The following is an 18,300-nucleotide window of genomic DNA, read 5'->3' as shown; positions in this document are numbered from 1 at the left end:
TTGACCGCAGCGCGCTAACGGGGAGATTCTAGGTTTTTTTATTTTGGAGTGAGGGAAAACGATGGTTATTGGAAAAATTTTAAATAATAATGTCGTCATCTCGACCAATGATGCCGGTCAGGAAGTGATCTATATGGGCCGCGGCATTGCGTTTAAGAAAAAAGTCGGCGATCCAGTGGATGAAGCCTTTGTCGAAAAAGAATTTGTGTTAAAGGATACCTTTACTGCAAATCAGTTTCAGCAATTGTTTTCAGACATTCCTGTGGAAGAAGTCGAAGCCGTCAAGCAAGTGGTGGATGATGCGGAAGCATCCTTGGGGATCGAGCTGTCGCCAAATATTTATTTGACCCTGACCGACCATATCCATTATGCGCTGGTTCGGGCACGAGAAGGCATTGAGCTGCCGAATCCATTGTTGTTTGAGACCCGCAAATTTTATCCGAAAGAGTATGCGGTTGCAGCAGATGCCGTTGCTTATTTTGAAAAAGTCTTCGGGATTACATTGCCAGAATCGGAGATCGGCTTTATCGCCTTTCATATCGTCAATAGCGAACAAGCCAATGGCACGATGGAAACCACGATGCAAGCGGTAGAAATCGTACGTGACGTACTGGCGATCATCAGTCGCTTTTATGGACGAGTCTTTAACCCAGATTCCTTGAATTATCAACGGATCACCACGCATTTGCAGTATTTTGCGCAGCGTTATTTAAGCGATGAACTTTCGGGGGAAAAAGATGAATTTTTATTTGCCCTTGTGCAATCGAAGTACCCTAAAGCGTTTCAAACGGTCCAACGGATCAACGAGTACTTGATCAAAACCTACGACAAATCGATCGGTGAATCAGAAATGATCTACTTAACGATCCACATCGAACGTGTCGTCAATGATCAAACCAATTAACATTCAATCATTAACGGATTGTTACTGTCAGGCAGGCAATACCCAGATTGAAAAGACAACAGTCAGCGAGGAAAAAACTCGTTAGACGGTCGTTTTTTCAATCTGGGTTTTTTTATTAAAAAAAGGAGTGTTGAAAAAATGAGTTCAAATAAAGAAATTGCCGTTCGTGTCCTTGATGCGGTGGGCGGCAAAGAAAATGTCAACAGCGTGGTGCATTGTGCGACCCGCTTGCGTTTCAAATTAAAAGATGAGCACAAAGCGGATACGGCACGCTTGAATCAAGACGACGATGTGATCCAAGTCGTTCAAAGCGGCGGTCAATACCAAGTGGTGATCGGCAGTCATGTCAGCGACGTTTACCGTGAATTGAATGGAGTAGCGAACTTTGATGGCGAAGCAGACAGCAAAGGCGACAAAGGCAATTTGTTGAATCAACTGGTGGATATTATTTCGTCGATCTTTACGCCATTTTTAGGCGCAATGGCAGGTGCCGGGGTCTTAAAAGGATTCTTGACGCTGGCAGTCACCTTGAATTGGTTAGCGGCTGATTCTGGGGTCTACACCGTATTGTATGCGATTGCCGATGGGTTATTTACCTATTTACCAGTGATGTTGGCTTTTACTGCAGCGAAGAAGTTTCGTACCAATGAATTTCTAGCGGTTTCCTTAGCGATGGCGTTGGTTCATCCAGACATCACCGCTTTGGCTGGGCAAACGTTGAGTTTCTTAGGCCTTCCGGTCATTATTGGTGCGAGTGCTTATACGTCTTCCGTCATTCCGATTATATTAGCGGTCTTTTTACAAAGCTATGTGGAGCGTTTCTTTAAAAAAGTCATTCCTAGCTTCTTACAGATCATCTGTGTGCCTTTAGCGGTCTTCTTGATCATGGCGCCATTGACCTTTATTGTCGTCGGTCCACTAGGAACGATTTTAGGAAACTTGTTAGGTAGTGCCTATGACAGCATTTACCACTTCAGCCCACTGATCGCTGGCGCTGTCATGGGTGGTTTATGGCAAGTCTTTGTGATGTTTGGCATGCACTGGGGCTTTGTACCGATCATCATGTTGAACCTCAGCCAAACTGGTGTCGATACCATGGTACCCATGCTATTGCCAGCTGTCCTTTCTCAAGGGGGTGCAGCGCTAGCAGTGTTCTTTATGACAAAAAATGTGAAATTGAAAGGCTTGGCCCTTTCTTCAACGATCACCTCAATTTTTGGGATCACAGAACCGACGGTGTATGGGGTGACCTTACCTTTGAAAAAACCATTCATCGCCGCGTGTATCAGTGGTGCCCTCGGTGGTGCCTTCATTGGCTTCAGCCAAGTCGAAAACTATACCTTTGGATTAGTCAGCTTACTAAGTCTGCCGTCCTTTATCCCACAAGATACGAAAGATCTAAGTGGTCTGATCGCAGCTTCGATCGGCACGGCTATCGCTTTTGGGGCAGCGTTTGTCTTGACCTTCTTCTTACGTTTTGAAGATCAGCCAGCAACTGATGCCAGTGCAGCACCAGCAAAAGAGCCAGCAGCACCCACAGAGAGTTCGTCTAAAGAACGAGTGATCCTCAGCAGTCCGTTAGAAGGCAAAGTGGTTCCCTTAGCAGAAGTCAAAGACCAAGTCTTTTCTTCTGGTGCATTAGGAAAAGGTATCGCTATCGAACCAACTGTCGGGGCTTTATATGCGCCAGCAGATGGCACCATCACGACGCTCTTTCCTACTGGCCATGCCGTTGGTTTGACCACCACGGATGGAGCCGAAGTCTTGATGCATATTGGTATGGATACTGTGGAACTAGACGGCAAAGGCTTTGAGGTCTTTGTTAAACAAGACGATCAAGTCAAACGCGGCGATTTGTTAGTGAAGTTTGATCTAGATACGATCAAAGCAGCTGGCTTATCCACGATCACACCGATCGTTGTGACGAACACCCCGCAATATTTAGATGTGATGGATATGAACCAAACCGATGTCTTGCAAGGAGAAGACTTCTTAGCCATCGTAAAATAAGCAAAAGAAACCCGATCCTCGACTGAATATCAGCAAGGATCGGTTTTTTTGTAAGAAAATAAGGCGCAGTTGCCCTTCTCGCTTGCCTGACATGGTAGAAAATGCTTGTCACAGCGCGAGTTAAGGGCAAGACCAACATCAGGAACGCCTACTCAGGGAAAACCCGAACATTCTTATGGTCTGCTCCTTACACATGGCTTAAATTTTCGGCAAGCGACTCTAAAGCGGGGAAATCGAGAATCGCATAGCCCTGTTTTTGTTTTTCGATCAGCTTGTCTTCCCGAAAGCTGGTAAAGGTTCGCAGCAGGTGGCGATAGCTGACATTCAAGATTGCGGCACAGGTGGTCAACTGAAAGGAAAAGTGTTGATTTTCTTGATGCGCAAGAATAAATTTGGCCAACCGTGTCTCTACAGGTTCCGTCAATGAATTCGCTAAGTTGATCCCCGAATTCAAGCGGGAACTGAGCAACTGACAGATGGTTTGCAAAAAGCGGACGTCTTGTTGCAAGGTGTTGCGGTAGCGATTCAAAGGGATGCAGACACAGACGCAAGCAGAAGCGGCTTTGACACTGCTTTTCGGCAGGAGTTCCCACAAAGAGGAAGCTTCTCCTAAAGGTGCAGCTGGCTTGGCGTAATCAATACAAATTGTTTGGGTATCCGAAGAGAAGGAATAGACCATCACGGTTCCATCTACGAGAAAATACAAGTATTCAGAAGGCGTACCTGTTCGAATCAGGTGCTCTTCTTTTTCAAAGGAATGCAAAGTGGCCATCGCTAACAAATCATTGTCCATATAAGATTGCAGATCGAAGGTGTCAATGTAATTACTGAGGCGTGCGGTATCATCGATTTTTTTCATGGAAATCAGCCACTCCTGAATGGTTTTCTTTAAGTATAGCTTAGTTCCCCTTTTGACTCAACACGAACGATAAATAAAATCTAATGTAAATTGTATGTAAAAATAAGGTAAAATAGGACATGTGTCACTTCGTTTTGACGGGATACTTGGTATGATTTGAATGTAAGAAAGCGTCAAACCATTAGGAGGAGAAAAAATGCCATTGAAACGAATTGTTAAAGGAATGTTAGGAATTGCGTTAGTTGCCGCATTGACCGGCTGTGGGAATGGGAGCAGCAGCAGCGACAGCAGTGCCACAGCCGAAAAAGAAAAGCTGGTGGTACAATTCGTACCGACCAATAATGACGGCTCGATGCAAGCCAAAGCAAAACCGTTTGCTGAGTATTTATCAAAAAAATTAGACCGTGAAGTAGAAGTAACGTTAGCAACGGATTATTCGACGATCGTAGAAGCGATGGCTTCTGGACAAGTTGATTTAGGGATCATGCCGCCAGCCGCTTATGTTCAAGCCAAAGACATGGATGCAGCTGAAGCGATTTTGACTTCTCAATTAGGTGCTTATGATCCAGAGACGGGTTTGCCATTAGAAGGGGAAAAAACCAATACCTTCAAAGGGGAAATCTTGGTCCGTGCGGATAGCGACATGACAGAATTGACGGACTTAAAAGGGAAAAAAATCGCCACATTGAGTCCAAACTCTGCCAGCGGCTATATTTACCCAGTTGCCGAGTTGAAAGATGCAGGAGTTGATCCAACGACGGATGCTACATTAACGACGGTGAATGATATTCCAAGTGAGATCACTGCAGTCTTGAATGGTCAGATGGACGCCGCCTTTGTGTTCCAAGGGGCACGAAATGTCTTTGCATCAAGCTTTCCAGACAACGATTTATTCAAAGACCTAAAAGTCCTTTACTTGACTGAAGGGGATATTCCAAATGACGCCATTGCCGTCCAACCATCAATGGATGCTGAACTAAAAGAGCAGATCAAAGAAGTGTTCTTGAACATGGCAGATGATGAAGAGGGTGCCGAAGCAATGAGCTTGTGGGGACACCAAGGGTATGAAGAAGCAGCAGATTCTGCTTACGATACCATTCGCGATTATACACAACGAGCAGCAGAGTAAAAAATCAGGGATTGCGGTAGAAGGATAACGGGACACGGAGATGTGCAGCGATTTACTAGGGGAATAGGTGGAATACGCAGTACCAGTGCATTTTTTAGTGAGATAGACCGTGACCGATTGGGGAAACTTTGCCGCGGTCCCTACATAATGGAGAAAACAGATGATAACTTTTGAGAATGTATCCAAAGTCTACCCAAATGGGGTCAAAGGATTACAGAACATAGATGTAACGATTGAGCAAGGTGAATTTGTGGCCATCATTGGCTTGAGCGGTGCTGGTAAGAGTACCTTTTTACGCTCAATCAATCGTTTAGTGCCAATCACTGAAGGAGATATCCGGGTAGACGGCAAATCAGTCACGAAAGCCAATAAAAAAGAATTGCGCTTGATTCGTCGACAAATCGGATTGATCTCGCAAAGCTTCAATTTGGTCAAACGCAGTACCGTTCAAAAAAATGTTTTGTCTGGGCGTTTGGGATATTACGGGACCTGGAAAAGTATTTTAGGGTTGTTTACGAAAGAAGACTACGAAAGAACGAAAGAAGCGCTAGCGACTGTCGGCTTGTCAGACAAACTGCAAACGAGAAGTGACCAGTTGAGTGGGGGGCAACAGCAGCGGGTATCCATCGCCCGTGCCTTGGTCCAACAAGCGCCGGTGATTTTAGCAGATGAACCTGTGGCATCACTAGATCCCATCACGACAGAGAAAGTGATGGAGGATCTGAAGAAGATCAATCAAGAAATGGGCAAAACGATTGTCATCAATCTGCATTCGATTCCCTTGGCTCGTCAGTATGCGACAAGGATCATTGCCTTAAAAGCAGGTGCGATCGTTTTTGACGGCAACGCAGCCGCTTTGACAGATCAGCGTTTAGAGCAAATCTATGGCAAAGCAATTTTTGAAGAAAAGGCAGGAGAAATCGATGAAACTGAAAGAAACAGTTCATTTTAATTGGTACAAACACCTGCTGCTGGTTCTTTTATTGCTGCTCTTTTTTCAAAGTAGTGCCTGGATCACAGGGGCTGATTTTGCACAAGTGTGGTCGAATCGCAGCCAGATGACGGCTTTCATGGCTCGCTTTTTGCACCCAGACTTTAGTTATCTACCGCAACTGATGATGCCCTTGATCAAGACATTGCAGATGTCCTTTTTAGGCACCGTTTTAGGAGTAGTCGCAGCGATACCGGTGAGTCTGTTGGCGACAACAGTCGTGACAGAAAGCCGTTGGGTCTCGGTGCCGATGCGTTTTCTCTTAGGGCTGGTGCGGACGATCCCCAATCTATTGTTGGCGGCATTGTTCGTAGCGATTTTTGGGATCGGTGAAGCCACTGGTGTTTTGACCATCGCGGTCTTTACCTTTGGTATGGTTTCACAGCTGATGTTCCAAGCGATCGAAACCATTGATTTTGCGCCGATCGAAGCAGCAGCGGCGGTAGGAGCGAATAAATTTCAAGTGACCGTTTGGGCGATCATTCCCCAAGTCATCAGCCAGTTTGCCAGCTATACTTTTTATGCCTTTGAAGTCAATGTTCGAGCTTCGACGGTGTTAGGGTATGTGGGTGCCGGCGGGATCGGGGTCATCTTGAACGCCTCATTGGCATTGTTGAATTATGAGCGGGTCTCAATCATTATCTTGACGATTTTGCTGACGGTAGCGATCGTTGATTTTCTCAGTGAGCGGGTAAGGAGGTCTTTCCTATGATGATCAGAGAAGTGAAGAAAACGACTTGGCTGTTATGGGGACTCTTTGCTGTTTTACTAGTTTTATCCGCTGCGACACTGGATTATTCTGGATTAAGCACCTTTTCCTTAGCGATGGGAAGAGATGTCTTGCAAGGGCTGAGTCAGCCAGACTGGACCTTCTTTTATGACGGCAGTGGGGAAGATCTGTGGAGCTTGTTGTTACTGACGATCGGGATCGCTTGTCTAGGAACGATGATCGCAACAGTCTGCGCGATTCCAGTGACCTTGCTGAGTGCCGCCAACCTATGGACCTCGACACCCTGGGTCGCAAAAATCGGCAAAATGATCTGCAATATCTTGCGGGCATTTCCCGAGCTGGTTTATGCGATTATTTTTGTCCGTGTGGTAGGTCCAGGACCTTTTGCTGGAGTTATGGCGATCGGTGTCCACCAGATCGGTATGCTGGGTAAATTGTTCACCGAAGAAATGGAAGCCATGGATGAGCGCTTGACGGAAGAGATGCAAGCCGTCGGTGCCAATTTTTGGCAGACGATGTTTTTCGTGCGGGTCCCTTACTTAGCACCCATCTATAGTTCCTTTGCACTGAATCATTTTGAAATTGCGGTCCGCAGTGCGGCAACGTTAGGGTTAGTCGGTGCTGGCGGGATCGGTGCATCATTGATTTTTGCTATTCAAACCAGAACCTGGAGCAAGGTAAGTATTATTTTGTTGGGCGTCGTTGTGACCGTCTTCTTATTAGACCAGTTGACTGGAATCATCAGAAAGAAATTGAGATAAACCTATGAATGTATTGCATATATCAGATATCCATTTTCGAGAAAGTTACCTGCCTTGTGAAGAAGGGTATCAAGGAATGCTGGCAGCCATGCAAAATCCCTTGATTCCTCTTGAAGAGTGTATCCAAGATGCCAAGGCGCGAGCAGCGATCGATTTGGTGGTGATCAGCGGCGATTTGACCGAAGATGGCGCGCCTGCCGATTATGCCTCTTTGAAGCAATATTTAGAAAAAGCCTTTGGCTCAGTGCCCATCGTAGTAACGCTGGGTAATCATGATATCAAACGGCATTTTCGCCAAGGCTGGCAAGGTAAGTCAGTAGAAACCGCCAGTGATACACCTTTTAATCAAGTCTATGAAACGGAGACATTGGCGATCGTGACTTTCGATAATTCCTGCTATGGCTATGCCGACGGTATCGTAGATGAGCGACAGTTTGAATGGCTGCAAGCCACGCTGGCGCAGCTCAAAGAGAAAAAGATCGTTTTTGTGACGCACCATCATTTGTTGCCCGACCAAGCAAGCACGCCGGCATGGGCCGGTGCCAATCGTTTGGTGGCATTATTGCAGCAGTATCAAATCTCTTGTATTCTCAGTGGACATACCCATCATGCGTTTACGGGAACGATCGCAGGGATTCCTTACTATACTGTGGCAAGTATGTCGTTTGTCGGGGAAGATGAAGGCGATGGGATGGTCCGTTTTGAAGAACGCTATGGATACAATTTGTATCGTTTTGAGGAAGGTGCATTGGTTCATCAATCCTCAGAAAACTATCGACCGAACCGTGTATTGATGCGGGTCAACATGCAAGGATAAAAAACAGACGTTCCGTCAACGCTGCCTTTAGCAGCAGGAAAGGAACGTCTGTTTTTGTGTGAAAAAGGCTTAGCCTTGATTGCCAAAGGTTTTGACAACTTCAATCGTGCCGTCGATATGAAAAAACAAGGTATAATTTTCTTCGGTTTTGATACCGTCAAAGCGGCGGGCATAATAGGTGACCGCGTCTTTGAAGGTTTGTGGGGGAACCCCTAAAAAATCAGCGCATGCCGCCAATGTTTTGCAGCCTTCTTCAAAACAAGCGATGATATCATAGGGCGTGACCACGATCGCAGAACCAATGTCGCGGGCTTTGCGTTCTTGTTTGCGCTTTTCGTTGGTATCTTGGGCGGTAATGTCGCCAGCACTGGTCAGATAATGACCGATTTCTTCACCGATGGTGCTCAAGAGGTCTTCTTGTGATTGGTCAGGGTTCAAGTAAATATGGTGATCGATGTACAATCCTTGCTGACCATCAGGCATATTTTTATCGAAAATAAAGTGCAAGTCTGGGTAGGCGGCCATCAGTTCTTCTACTTTATCCATTTCCATCATTCCTTTTGGGCGTGCCGCTGTTTTATAAATTCAATATAGCTGAGGATATCTTCCATCTGCTCATCGGTGACGTCATCATCAATATGGGCCGCAACGGTTTGAACTTTTGCAGAGGGCTGCGTAAAGCCTGCCGGGACTTGTCTGCCTAATAAAAAATCGGTGGATACTTGAAAAATCTCCGCGAGTTTGACGATGGTCTCGCCATCGGGTTCGTTACGATCATTTTCGAAATGAGAATACGCTGCGCGGGTGATTCCCAGCTGATCTGCGATCTGCTGTTGGGTTTGATTGGTTCGTAGTCTGAGTGTTCTTAGCCGTTCGCCAAGCATGAGTGATCGCCTCCTTTTTTGTAGTATAGCACGTTAGATATAATTTGTATCTATTTTTGTATTATTTGATATAAAAAATATCACATCAGTTGACGATACGAATTGTATCTTTTATACTGGAAACAGATGATATGAATCGTATCAAAAGAATGGGGGAGGATCATGGATACATCGATCGTAACAGTTGTCTTGCCGTCACTCATTACTGGTGTACTTACTTATTTGGCTACCCGAGTATCCAGCAAAGCGAATTTGGAACAAACGAATATCGAAAATGCCCAGAAGCTTTACCTAAAATATGAACAGATCAATCAAGAATTGACCCATAAAATCGATCAGTTAGAAGAAGAAGTCCAAAAGACCGCCAAAACTTACCAAGAAGAAGTCTTAGTTTATCAAGGAAAGCTTGCTACTGCCCAAAGCGAACGGGATTTTTTGCGGGCAGAAAATCAGGTGCTGAAAGAATTACAGCGAGTAAATCAAGTGTCTGGCACGCGTGAAGAGAAGCAACATTCAGCCGTTGGCTAATCGAAAAAAACTGCTTATCCGTCAATAAGCAGTTTTTTCGATTAGTTGATCATTTGTTCATTGACATAGGCAGCATAAAGCGGGTGGTTGTTGATCAATTGTGCATGGGTACCTTGACCGGTAATGGTGCCTTTTTCTATAAAGTAGATTTGGTCGGCATCCACGATGGTCGATAAGCGATGAGCGATCACTAATGTCGTACGTCCTTCCATCAGATGATCCAACGCCCGCTGGACTTTTTCTTCTGACTGAGAATCTAGGCTGGCAGTCGCTTCATCCAGCATCAGCAGCTTGGGATCCCGCAAGAATGCTCGAGCGATAGCGATCCGTTGTTTTTGCCCGCCAGATAGTTTGACGCCGCGTTCGCCGATTTGTGTTTCTAGTTTTTCGGGGAACTCTTGGACGAACTGATCGGCATAAGCCAATGCCAGTCCTTGCCACAATTCCTCCTCTGACAGCGTCCGGCCCAATCCGTATTGCAAGTTTTCCCGAATCGTACCAGCAAAGACCGCACTGTCTTGGGAAACATAGCCGATCTGTGCCCGCCAGTTTTGCAGATCAATGTCAGCTATCGGCTGATCTCCAATCAGCAAGCGCCCGCTGGTGGGCTCATAAAAGCGTTCCAGTAAAGCAAAAATCGTGGATTTTCCGCCGCCGCTTGGTCCTGCAAAAGCAATCACGGTGTTGGGTTTGGCTTCAAAAGAAATGTTTTGCAAAATCGGCCGTTTGGGATCGTAACTGAAATCGATTTGTTCTGCTCGTAAGACTGCGCCATCGATGGCGGCTTTGGGTGCTGCTTGAATTGGTTCTAGCGGCGTATCCAAAATTTCTTGGATCCGTTCCGTAGCACCCATCGCTTTTTGGACTTGTGAAAAGAACATCGCAAACGTCGTCACAGGCGCAATAATATTAAAGAGATACAGTAGAAAAGCGATCAATGCGCCGCTCGTCAAGGTGCCGGCTTGCACACGGATCGCGCCATAACCGAGGATTCCTACGAGTAAGCCCAGCATGGCCGTCGTCATGATTGGCTGCAAAATCGCACTGACTTTCGCATCCTTGACCCCGAGGGTAAAAATTGCCCCAATGTTGCGCCGACCGTTTTCTTGTTCACTGGCTTCTCCGTTGCTGGCTTTGATCAAACGGATCTCTGAGAGCTTTTCGCTGGCATCCGCATTGAAATCGGCGGTCGCTGCTTGCAACTGGCGTCCTAGTTTCGACATGATCTTGCCGATTGGCCACATGATCAAGGTGATCAAAGGCACCGCACTGAACATGATCGCAGCCATCTTCCAATCCATCAAAAACAAGATGATCATTGAACCGACCAATTGGATCAAGCCAGTGACAAAGCTGGGAAATTGCGAGGTGACTAGTTCTTTGATCACGGAAGTATCATTGACGAGTCGCGAACTGCTTTCCCCCGACTTGTGGTCATCAAAATAGCTGACTGGCAAATGCAGCAGATGTTTCCAAAGACGTTCCCGCAACGTTTTCACAGCACTTTCTCCCACATAGCGCAAGAGAAAGCCGCCTAAAGTCCCTACGCCTAATTGCAGCACAAAGGCTAGGATCAAAACGACCAGCATGGAGGTGCTGAACGTGGGGGTGCCGCTGGCATCGACCAGTGTTTTCGTCAGCTGCGGCACGACCAAACTGGCGGCACTTGTGATCAGGCTAAAGAGCATCCCTAAAAGAAACAAGCCTTTCTTAGGATTGACACTGACGATCAGGTGGATAAAGTCTTTCATTTTAAATTTGTTTTTGTTCACTGTTGGTGTCGTTGTTTCCATTCGTTTTCCTCCGCAGCAAGCAAGATGGCTCACCGCTTTTTCTTTTTAATTAGGTGCTATTAGAAATCCTGCCAATCCTCCTCGGCGGCTTCGTCTTTAGAAGCGGAAGTCGGTCTTGCTTTGCGGTCTTGTCCAAACCCGTAGGCATCAAAAAAGTTGCCTTTTACCCATGTGTACCGTGGATCATTCGCCTCGCTACTATCAAACGGCCCAAACGGCCCAAACGGCTCAAATGGTCGATTGCCAACCATGCCGCGATGACCAGGAAACGGCATTTGCCGCATGGCTTCCTTGATCTGTTTTTTCATTTGGCGCCGCTCATCAACGCCCATTTCTTGCCAAGTATCTTTCATTTGTTGCCTCATTTTTCGGCGCTCGTTATTCGACATTTCCTGCCAATTTCCGCCCCATTGCTTCATCATTTCTTCCCGAATCTCTTGCATGGCTTGCAAACGATCCATTGGGTCAATAAAGCGCTGTGCCTGCTGTTGGAAGTCCGTCTCCCACCCAGCGGCGATGTTTTCAAGCAGACGAGCAAATTCGGTTTGTTCCTCCTCTGAGAGCCCAGCAAAAAACGACTGACTGCTGGTGGCTTCTTTTTGTGCTAGTAATTTTTCCGCTTTTTTTCTTCCAGTTTCTGTCAGGTAGATTCGTTTGATCCGTTTGTCAGCAGCATCTTCTTTGCGCTGAATATCGCCACTATTTTCCATTTTCTTCAATAGTTCCGCTAGAGAGCTTGGCCGTAGGTCTAAGACTTCTGCAAGATAACTTTGCACCAAGCCGTCTTCTAAATTTAAAACGGCCAGGACACGTTGCTGTCCAGAAAGGCGCTGGTTGTTTTGACTCATAAAGGCATTGCTGGCTTCGCTGATAAAACGAAGCTGTTTCATTAAGTGGTCGGTCATTGTACTCATGGTGTACACTCCTTTTGATTTATCGTTCGGTACCTAACGATATCGATGAGTTGATTATAGTTCGGTACCGAACGAATGTCAATAAGAAGCAGTTGAGATTTTTTTCTAACAAAAAGTAAGCAGAATGATTGACTTACTAAAAGTAAGTTTGGTATGCTGAGTCCATCGTTAAAGAAACCACAACAAAAGGAGTACAAAAGAATGGTCTTTGGATTTGGGAAAAAAGAACAAATAATTGAAAAAGAAGTAATGAAAGAGGTCTATCGCACCCCGGAAAAGAAAAAAGCGCAAAAAATCGGGATCATCGTTGGCAGTACGAGAGAAGGCCGCGTGAGTCCGCAAGTAGCCAATTATGTTTTACAAACAGCACGCGCGCATAGCGACCGCTCGTTTGAAATCATTGATATCAAAGACTATGACTTGCCATTTATGGGTACAGGTGAAGTGAACCAAGCGTGGAACGAAAAAATCGCTGAGTTAGACGGCTACCTCTTCATCGTACAAGAATACAATCATGGCATATCAGCTTCCTTGAAAAATGCGTTGGACAGCGCTCGAGAGGAATGGTTCAACAAAGCAGCAGCGATCGTCAGCTATGGTTCGGCAGGAGGGATTCGTGCCGCTGAGCAAGTTCGCTTGATTTTGGCGGAACAAAAAGTAGCCACGGTGCGCACCAATCCTGCCTTCAACTTATTTACTGATTTTGAAAACTTTGCCACCTTTACCCCTGGCGAGCATATGACTGCAGGAATGAACGACATGTTGACGGAATTATTGGACTGGGCAGACACATTCGCCAATCGTTAAAAAAACAAACGAAAACAATCTTAGGAGGAACCTATCATGAAATTTGGTATTATTTTAGGCAGTACAAGAGAAGGACGCGTAAGTCCGCAAGTCGGAGCATATATTCAAGAAATTGCTAATCAACGGTCAGAGCATCAGTTTGAGATCGTTGATGTAAAGGCATTTGATCTACCGTTTATGGGAACAGCTGAGCCAAACATGGCGTGGAACAAAAAAATTTCTGAATTAGATGGCTATATCTTCATCGTGCAAGAATACAACCACGGTTTTGCAGCTTCCTTGAAAAATGCCGTAGATTCTGCTCGGGAAGAATGGTTTGATAAAGCTGCTGGGATCGTCAGCTACGGTTCTGGCGGTGGGATTCGGGCCGCTGAACAATTGCGCAACGTATTAGCTGAACAAAAAGTTGCCACCGTGCGGACCAACCCAGCCTTCAACTTATTTACTGATTTTGAAAGTTTCAGTACCTTCAAAACCGGTGCGCACATGGCTGCGGGTGTCAATGATATGCTAGATGAATTGTTGTTGTGGTCAAAAGCTTTTGCAACGATCCGCTGATCTGTTTTTAAGACACAATCATTTATAAGCGATCCTTTGCTGTTTCATCCATGGATGGAACAGCTTTTTTGGCGTCTGCCAAGCAAGGGTTCGATTGGCAAGGGTGTTTCACTGAAAGAAAGACCAAAAATCGGGTATACTAGAAGAACAGAAGCTGCGTGCAACAGCAATCGATTTTTTTCCAAAAACCTGCACGCAGCCAGTAACAGAGGAGTGAACAAGAGCATGAATCTACTTTTTGCGATTGATGATCGATTCAGTGAACAATTAAAAACAACGTTATATTCAATCAAACGTCATACGACAGCAGCATCCTTTGATGTCTATGTCTTACAAGAAAAAGAATTGAGCCATGCTGCAGAGCTGGAGGCTTTTTGTCAAAAGCTGGCGATGACCTATCATCCCATCATCATCGGTTCTGGCTCGATTTTTAAAACCGCGCCAGTCAGTGATCGCTACCCTGAGTCGATCTACTATCGATTATTGGCACAAAATTACTTGCCGCAGCAAGTGGAAAAAATCCTGTATCTGGATGCGGATATTTTGTGCATCAATGATTTGCGCCCCTTGTATGAGCTGACGTTAGGGGATTTTCTGTATGCCGCCGCCAGCCATTCTAAGCTGACAGAAGTAACAACAGTCATCAATAAAGTCCGTTTGCGCAATTATGAGTCGGAAGGCTACTATAATTCAGGTGTTTTGCTGATGAATGTGCACCAGCTGCGACAAGAGGTCAAAGAAGCAGAGATCGCAGCGTTCATTGAGAAAAATCATTTGAACCTCTTTTTGCCAGATCAAGACATTTTGAATGGGTTGTACGGCGATCGGGTGCTGGCGATCCCTGATCAGCTCTACAACTATGACGTACGAAAAAACCGTACCTATGAAACGATCAGTTTAGGGGAATGGAGTTTGGATTGGGTCATCGAGCATACTGTTTTGTTACATTTTTGCGGTAAAGAGAAGCCTTGGAAAAAAGGCTACCGCAGCCGCTACGGGGCGCTATACAAGTATGTGGAAAATGAACGACGGAAGTTTGAAGAAAAACAATCAAAGAGCGTATGATTAAAAAAGCTTTACTTGGACAAAAGACAAGTAAAGCTTTTTTTTCGATCATTTTTTGAAGGGAATTCTTGTAAAATCAAGTAGACGCATCTAGTTTGTTTCCGCATCGATAAGGAAACACCTTGTGTTCGAAAAGAAAGCGCTATCTATTATGATGACAGTATCAACCCATCGCAATGCTAAGTCAGTGAACAACTTTTTTATTCAGCGGAAGAATGGTCAGAACCACGCCATCATTTAGCAACTACTGAACATAGATAGTGAAATAGAGTGTCATCGTTAAGGAGGAAAACTATATGAAAAAAGCATTAATCATCTGTGCAGGCGGTATGTCTTCATCAGTCATTGCCAAAAAAACGACGGAATATTTTAAAGAGCGAGGAAAAGAAATTGAACTAGATGCAACGTCTGCCTCTCAAGGAGCAGCCACGATCGCCAAAGATGAATACGACTTATACTTAGTCAGCCCGCAAACCAAAATGTACTTTGCGAATCTTGAAAAAGCTGCCATCAAGTACCAACGACCCATCGTAAATATTCCGCCCCAAGCTTATGTGCCGATACCGATGGGCATTGAAAAATTAGCTGCTGTGGTGGAGCAAAATATACAATAGTCGTTCAAACAAAAAGCTTCATGAGAATAGGTTGATGAAAAAGGTTGATGAAAAATGTTGAGTAAAAAAGAGATCATCATGCTAAAAATGCTTTACCAAAATCGTAACACGTATACCAGTAGTAAACAGATCGCAAAGCAACTGGGGGTCTAGATCGGACTGCGCGCAAGTATGTTCAAGGGTTGGGGCTTATCTTGAAGAACCATAAGCTTGGTCAGATTTGTGCCAAGCAAGGGCAGGGCTATCGGCTGAACATCACCGACCAGCGTTCCTTTGATCGTTTTTATACAGAGAAAACCAACACCAGACCAACAGCTGCCGACCTTACGACGATCAATGAAGCCAATGACCGCCAATATTTTGTGTTAAATCAATTGTTATTTGGGCAAAAGCCTGTTTTTGTTGATGACTTGGCGTCGGATCTATGTGTTTCTCGTTCAACGATTTCCAACGACATCGTTGAAATCAAGCAATTGTTAAAGCCTTATACGATCGAGTTGAAACATCGAACCAGTCAGGGGATCTACGTTGCAGGATCTGAAAATAGTCTACGGCATTTCATCATGAATTACTTTTTCATGAATCGCCTGCAAGACAATCTGTATGCCTTCTCCATGTACAAACATCTATTAGAGGGGATAGCGATCGAGGAAATCGTGATCATCGTTTTGGATACATGCCGCAAGTATTTTTTGAAACTCTCTGATTTTATGATCTATACGATCGTCCTTCATATTGGTCTAGCAATAAAACGGCTGCAGGCGGGCTTTGAGATCCAGCTGCATCCGCAAGAGGCAAACTTAGCGCAGGAAGTGGAATACCAATCAGCTTTAGAGATCGTCGAGAAGATCCGCCAACAGATGGGCATCGTCTTGCCACCTGAAGAGGCTTTCTATATCGCCATTCATTTAAAAAACAAACTAGTTTCTGAAACCATTCGTGAACAGATCGATTTAGACGATAACGAAGTCAAACAACAGCTGCTAGTCGTTTTACAAAAGATCGATCAAGAAACGGGCTTTTGCTTAGCCGAAGATCCCTTATTGATAGATGGGCTGATGATGCATATCACCCCCTTATTGCAACGATTGAATAACGGTACGAGCATGGAAAATCCTTTGTTAGAGACCATCAAAAAAGATTACAGTGACTTTTTTCAGCTAACGATTCGGCATTTTTCTGATGTCCCCTTCTTTGCCCCCTATAAAGTGACCGAAGGAGAGCTCGCCTACTTGACGATCCATTTGACTGCTGCGATGGAACGCTTAGCGAATCAGCAAAAAGCACGGGTCTTAGTGATCTGTGCAACAGGAATCGGTAGTTCACAAATGTTAAAAAATCGTTTGGAACACGAACTTGGTTCAAAACTCGTGATTGAAGAGATGATCAGCTATTACGAAATCAGTGAACAAAAACTAGCAGGGATCGATTTGATCATTTCATCTATCAAAGTACCAGATGTGGTTCTAAATATCCCCATCGTCACAGTCAGTGTTTTTTTAGATAAAAAAGATATCCAAAAAATCAATCGCCAATTGAAACAGTATAAAACGAAAAAACAGTACCGTAGCGTTCTGAAACAGCGACCGAAGACCTTGTCTGACAAAGAGCGGGAACTGATTGAGACTAGCTTTCGCCCAGAACTTTTTCTTTGGCTCGCCGAAGAGACCGATAAAGAGGCTGTTTTGGACCAGCTGCTGACGAGGATCGAAAGCGTGGAAAAGCGCGCGGTGAAAGAAGCGCTAGGCAAGCAGCTTACTTTACGAGAAGCCTATAGCTCAGTAGCCTTTTCCGATCATTTGGCGGTGGCGCACCCTATTGAACCGATCACCAATGATGCTTATGCGGCCGTTGCTATACTAAAACAAGGCATAAAATGGGATGACGAGCATGACCAGATCCAGCTGATTTTCTTACTTTCCCCTGATCGATTGGGGCAAGTAGAATTGAACAAAATCAGCCAACTGTTAGTACCGATCATTGAAGATGAGTCATTTAAAGATGCACTCATAGCAAGTGGTGATTTTGAACATTTTATGGAATGCTTTATCGGGTATCACCTAGGAACACATTTATCGCACATGTAAGGGAGAAAGAACAATGAAATCAGAAAAACTACAAGAGACAGCCTTTCAAATTATTCTTAGCAGCGGAGATGCTCGGACGATCGTTCATGAAGCATTCCAAGAGATGCGTCAAGGAACTTTTGAAGCAGCACAAGCAAAACTGGATCAAGCAAACGAAGCACTAGTAGAGGCCCACAAAGCACAGACGGGCTTATTACAAGAATACGCCAGCGGCGAAAAAATCGACATGGAGATCATCATGGTCCATGCACAAGATCATCTAATGACAACGATGACTTTGCGAGAAGTGGCGATTGAAATGCTGGCGTTATACCAGCGAGAGCGATAGAAAGGAAGGGATCAAATGACCAATCGAGAACAGCAGAAAAAAATGGCAGAAAAAACGTTTCGGTTTCACCGCTTTTTATTTCTAAGGTATGTATTAGCAGTCTTTTTCTTTGCAAATCTTTATTGGTTCTTAGCAGCGATGGTCAGCAATGCCGTACTCTTGATCCTCCCGCTGGCACTGCTGATTTTGGCCATTTCGGCGATCGGGGAATACGTGCGTCTTTATGGCAGCTATTCAGAGCAAATAGCTGGAAAACTGCGCTGGACGCGCTTGTTTTATCTTTGTCAACTGACGATGAATCTCCTGTTAATCGCCATCTGCTGCTTCTCTCATCTGTTTTCATTCGTTTTTCCTTTTCTTGAAAATACGCCGATCAATCGAGGCATTCTTACACTCTGGCTTAGTGTGGGGCTAATGTTAGCTGCGTTATGTTTGCAGCGTGTCAATAAGATCCGTCGCAAAAAAGATACGTATTATGGATACATTAAAGAATACCAAAAACTCATTGAAGGGAAGTAGTT

At 45.0% G+C, this 18,300-nt stretch carries 19 protein-coding genes and 1 pseudogene; 15 read left to right on the top strand and 5 right to left on the bottom strand.

The genetic code is table 11. The features are described from left to right. The first annotated feature begins 61 nt into the window (after positions 1-61). Both licT and QN079_RS15565 read left to right on the top strand, forming a co-directional pair. Entirely contained in the window at positions 62-904 is an 843-nt protein-coding gene (licT, locus tag QN079_RS15570) for a BglG family transcription antiterminator LicT (RefSeq protein WP_123833966.1), read from the top strand. Between the two features lie 138 nt (positions 905-1,042). Further along, positions 1,043-2,914 (top strand): beta-glucoside-specific PTS transporter subunit IIABC, encoded by a 1,872-nt coding sequence (locus QN079_RS15565; RefSeq protein WP_086338764.1) that lies wholly within the window; start codon positions 1,043-1,045, stop codon positions 2,912-2,914. A gap of 187 nt (positions 2,915-3,101) precedes the next feature. Here the strand turns inward: QN079_RS15565 and QN079_RS15560 are convergent, their stop codons facing one another. Continuing rightward, positions 3,102-3,773, bottom strand: a complete 672-nt coding sequence (locus tag QN079_RS15560; RefSeq protein WP_289230076.1) for a cyclic nucleotide-binding domain-containing protein — start codon at positions 3,771-3,773, stop codon at positions 3,102-3,104. Between the two features lie 196 nt (positions 3,774-3,969). Between QN079_RS15560 and QN079_RS15555 the strand changes: the two genes are divergently transcribed. From QN079_RS15555 to QN079_RS15535, 5 genes are all read left to right on the top strand, one after another. Beyond that, positions 3,970-4,902: a phosphate/phosphite/phosphonate ABC transporter substrate-binding protein gene (locus QN079_RS15555; protein ID WP_289230075.1), complete on the top strand. Its 933-nt coding sequence runs from the start codon at positions 3,970-3,972 to the stop codon at positions 4,900-4,902. 160 nt (positions 4,903-5,062) lie between these two features. Further along, the gene (phnC, locus tag QN079_RS15550) at positions 5,063-5,854 is read left to right on the top strand and encodes a phosphonate ABC transporter ATP-binding protein (RefSeq protein WP_005230661.1); all 792 of its coding nucleotides are present in this window, start codon (positions 5,063-5,065) and stop codon (positions 5,852-5,854) included. Next, a complete protein-coding gene (gene phnE / locus QN079_RS15545; RefSeq protein WP_010748971.1) occupies positions 5,826-6,605 on the top strand; it encodes a phosphonate ABC transporter, permease protein PhnE in 780 nt (259 codons plus the stop codon). The genes phnC and phnE (QN079_RS15545) overlap by 29 nt, the downstream gene beginning before the upstream one ends. After that, positions 6,602-7,384, top strand: a complete 783-nt coding sequence (phnE, locus tag QN079_RS15540) for a phosphonate ABC transporter, permease protein PhnE (RefSeq protein WP_289230074.1) — start codon at positions 6,602-6,604, stop codon at positions 7,382-7,384. Before phnE (QN079_RS15545) ends, phnE (QN079_RS15540) begins: the two co-directional genes overlap by 4 nt. A 4-nt stretch (positions 7,385-7,388) precedes the next feature. Then, positions 7,389-8,201, top strand: coding sequence for a metallophosphoesterase family protein (locus QN079_RS15535; RefSeq protein WP_010748973.1), 813 nt, complete (start codon positions 7,389-7,391; stop codon positions 8,199-8,201). A gap of 69 nt (positions 8,202-8,270) precedes the next feature. Here QN079_RS15535 and QN079_RS15530 read toward each other — a convergent pair whose 3' ends face one another. Together QN079_RS15530 and QN079_RS15525 are read right to left on the bottom strand one after the other, a co-directional pair. Next, entirely contained in the window at positions 8,271-8,747 is a 477-nt protein-coding gene (locus tag QN079_RS15530) for an ImmA/IrrE family metallo-endopeptidase (RefSeq protein WP_034858679.1), read from the bottom strand. Positions 8,748-8,752: 5 nt separating this feature from the next. After that, positions 8,753-9,085, bottom strand: a complete 333-nt coding sequence (locus tag QN079_RS15525) for a helix-turn-helix domain-containing protein (protein WP_015510522.1) — start codon at positions 9,083-9,085, stop codon at positions 8,753-8,755. 162 nt (positions 9,086-9,247) lie between these two features. Between QN079_RS15525 and QN079_RS15520 the strand changes: the two genes are divergently transcribed. Further along, positions 9,248-9,613 carry a hypothetical protein gene (locus QN079_RS15520; RefSeq protein ID WP_289230073.1) on the top strand — a complete coding sequence of 122 codons (366 nt, stop codon included), beginning with the start codon at positions 9,248-9,250 and terminating at the stop codon, positions 9,611-9,613. Between the two features lie 41 nt (positions 9,614-9,654). Here the strand turns inward: QN079_RS15520 and QN079_RS15515 are convergent, their stop codons facing one another. Continuing rightward, complete coding sequence (locus QN079_RS15515; RefSeq protein WP_142965276.1) at positions 9,655-11,406, bottom strand: ABC transporter ATP-binding protein; 1,752 nt, start codon at positions 11,404-11,406, stop codon at positions 9,655-9,657. Between the two features lie 59 nt (positions 11,407-11,465). Then, complete coding sequence (locus QN079_RS15510; protein WP_289230072.1) at positions 11,466-12,320, bottom strand: MarR family transcriptional regulator; 855 nt, start codon at positions 12,318-12,320, stop codon at positions 11,466-11,468. 201 nt (positions 12,321-12,521) lie between these two features. Between QN079_RS15510 and QN079_RS15505 the strand changes: the two genes are divergently transcribed. The 7 genes and pseudogenes from QN079_RS15505 (at position 12,522) to QN079_RS15475 (ending at position 18,298) form a co-directional block, all read left to right on the top strand. Next, the gene (locus tag QN079_RS15505) at positions 12,522-13,127 is read left to right on the top strand and encodes an NADPH-dependent FMN reductase (protein ID WP_015510518.1); all 606 of its coding nucleotides are present in this window, start codon (positions 12,522-12,524) and stop codon (positions 13,125-13,127) included. Between the two features lie 36 nt (positions 13,128-13,163). Then, positions 13,164-13,685, top strand: a complete 522-nt coding sequence (locus QN079_RS15500; RefSeq protein ID WP_289230071.1) for an NADPH-dependent FMN reductase — start codon at positions 13,164-13,166, stop codon at positions 13,683-13,685. Positions 13,686-13,910: 225 nt separating this feature from the next. Then, positions 13,911-14,750 (top strand): glycosyltransferase family 8 protein, encoded by an 840-nt coding sequence (locus tag QN079_RS15495; protein WP_016608464.1) that lies wholly within the window; start codon positions 13,911-13,913, stop codon positions 14,748-14,750. Between the two features lie 296 nt (positions 14,751-15,046). Further along, a complete protein-coding gene (locus QN079_RS15490; protein ID WP_015510515.1) occupies positions 15,047-15,364 on the top strand; it encodes a PTS cellobiose transporter subunit IIB in 318 nt (105 codons plus the stop codon). Positions 15,365-15,418: 54 nt separating this feature from the next. After that, positions 15,419-17,451: pseudogene (locus QN079_RS15485) on the top strand (BglG family transcription antiterminator). A gap of 13 nt (positions 17,452-17,464) precedes the next feature. Beyond that, a complete protein-coding gene (locus QN079_RS15480) occupies positions 17,465-17,779 on the top strand; it encodes a PTS cellobiose transporter subunit IIA (protein ID WP_015510513.1) in 315 nt (104 codons plus the stop codon). A 15-nt stretch (positions 17,780-17,794) separates the two neighbouring features. Next, the gene (locus QN079_RS15475; RefSeq protein WP_015510512.1) at positions 17,795-18,298 is read left to right on the top strand and encodes a hypothetical protein; all 504 of its coding nucleotides are present in this window, start codon (positions 17,795-17,797) and stop codon (positions 18,296-18,298) included. The last annotated feature ends 2 nt before the right edge of the window (positions 18,299-18,300 follow it).

Source organism: Enterococcus sp. FZMF, assembly GCF_030263915.1.
GTDB lineage: Bacteria > Bacillota > Bacilli > Lactobacillales > Enterococcaceae > Enterococcus_D > Enterococcus_D casseliflavus.
This window is presented reverse-complemented; position numbering and strand designations above follow the sequence as displayed.

What these genes read in the sequence shown, in the direction of transcription:
- QN079_RS15565 (WP_086338764.1), top strand. Translation starts at nt 1,043, where the DNA reads ATGAGTTCAAATAAAGAAATTGCCGTTCGTGTCCTTGATGCGGTGGGC.
- QN079_RS15555 (WP_289230075.1), top strand. Translation starts at nt 3,970, where the DNA reads ATGCCATTGAAACGAATTGTTAAAGGAATGTTAGGAATTGCGTTAGTT.
- QN079_RS15500 (WP_289230071.1), top strand. Translation starts at nt 13,164, where the DNA reads ATGAAATTTGGTATTATTTTAGGCAGTACAAGAGAAGGACGCGTAAGT.
- QN079_RS15535 (WP_010748973.1), top strand. Translation starts at nt 7,389, where the DNA reads ATGAATGTATTGCATATATCAGATATCCATTTTCGAGAAAGTTACCTG.
- QN079_RS15475 (WP_015510512.1), top strand. Translation starts at nt 17,795, where the DNA reads ATGACCAATCGAGAACAGCAGAAAAAAATGGCAGAAAAAACGTTTCGG.
- licT (WP_123833966.1), top strand. Translation starts at nt 62, where the DNA reads ATGGTTATTGGAAAAATTTTAAATAATAATGTCGTCATCTCGACCAAT.
- QN079_RS15530 (WP_034858679.1), bottom strand. Translation starts at nt 8,747, where the DNA reads ATGGATAAAGTAGAAGAACTGATGGCCGCCTACCCAGACTTGCACTTT.
- QN079_RS15490 (WP_015510515.1), top strand. Translation starts at nt 15,047, where the DNA reads ATGAAAAAAGCATTAATCATCTGTGCAGGCGGTATGTCTTCATCAGTC.
- QN079_RS15480 (WP_015510513.1), top strand. Translation starts at nt 17,465, where the DNA reads ATGAAATCAGAAAAACTACAAGAGACAGCCTTTCAAATTATTCTTAGC.
- phnE (WP_010748971.1), top strand. Translation starts at nt 5,826, where the DNA reads ATGAAACTGAAAGAAACAGTTCATTTTAATTGGTACAAACACCTGCTG.
- QN079_RS15495 (WP_016608464.1), top strand. Translation starts at nt 13,911, where the DNA reads ATGAATCTACTTTTTGCGATTGATGATCGATTCAGTGAACAATTAAAA.
- QN079_RS15560 (WP_289230076.1), bottom strand. Translation starts at nt 3,773, where the DNA reads ATGAAAAAAATCGATGATACCGCACGCCTCAGTAATTACATTGACACC.
- QN079_RS15510 (WP_289230072.1), bottom strand. Translation starts at nt 12,320, where the DNA reads ATGAGTACAATGACCGACCACTTAATGAAACAGCTTCGTTTTATCAGC.
- QN079_RS15525 (WP_015510522.1), bottom strand. Translation starts at nt 9,085, where the DNA reads ATGCTTGGCGAACGGCTAAGAACACTCAGACTACGAACCAATCAAACC.
- phnE (WP_289230074.1), top strand. Translation starts at nt 6,602, where the DNA reads ATGATGATCAGAGAAGTGAAGAAAACGACTTGGCTGTTATGGGGACTC.
- QN079_RS15505 (WP_015510518.1), top strand. Translation starts at nt 12,522, where the DNA reads ATGGTCTTTGGATTTGGGAAAAAAGAACAAATAATTGAAAAAGAAGTA.
- QN079_RS15520 (WP_289230073.1), top strand. Translation starts at nt 9,248, where the DNA reads ATGGATACATCGATCGTAACAGTTGTCTTGCCGTCACTCATTACTGGT.
- QN079_RS15515 (WP_142965276.1), bottom strand. Translation starts at nt 11,406, where the DNA reads ATGGAAACAACGACACCAACAGTGAACAAAAACAAATTTAAAATGAAA.
- phnC (WP_005230661.1), top strand. Translation starts at nt 5,063, where the DNA reads ATGATAACTTTTGAGAATGTATCCAAAGTCTACCCAAATGGGGTCAAA.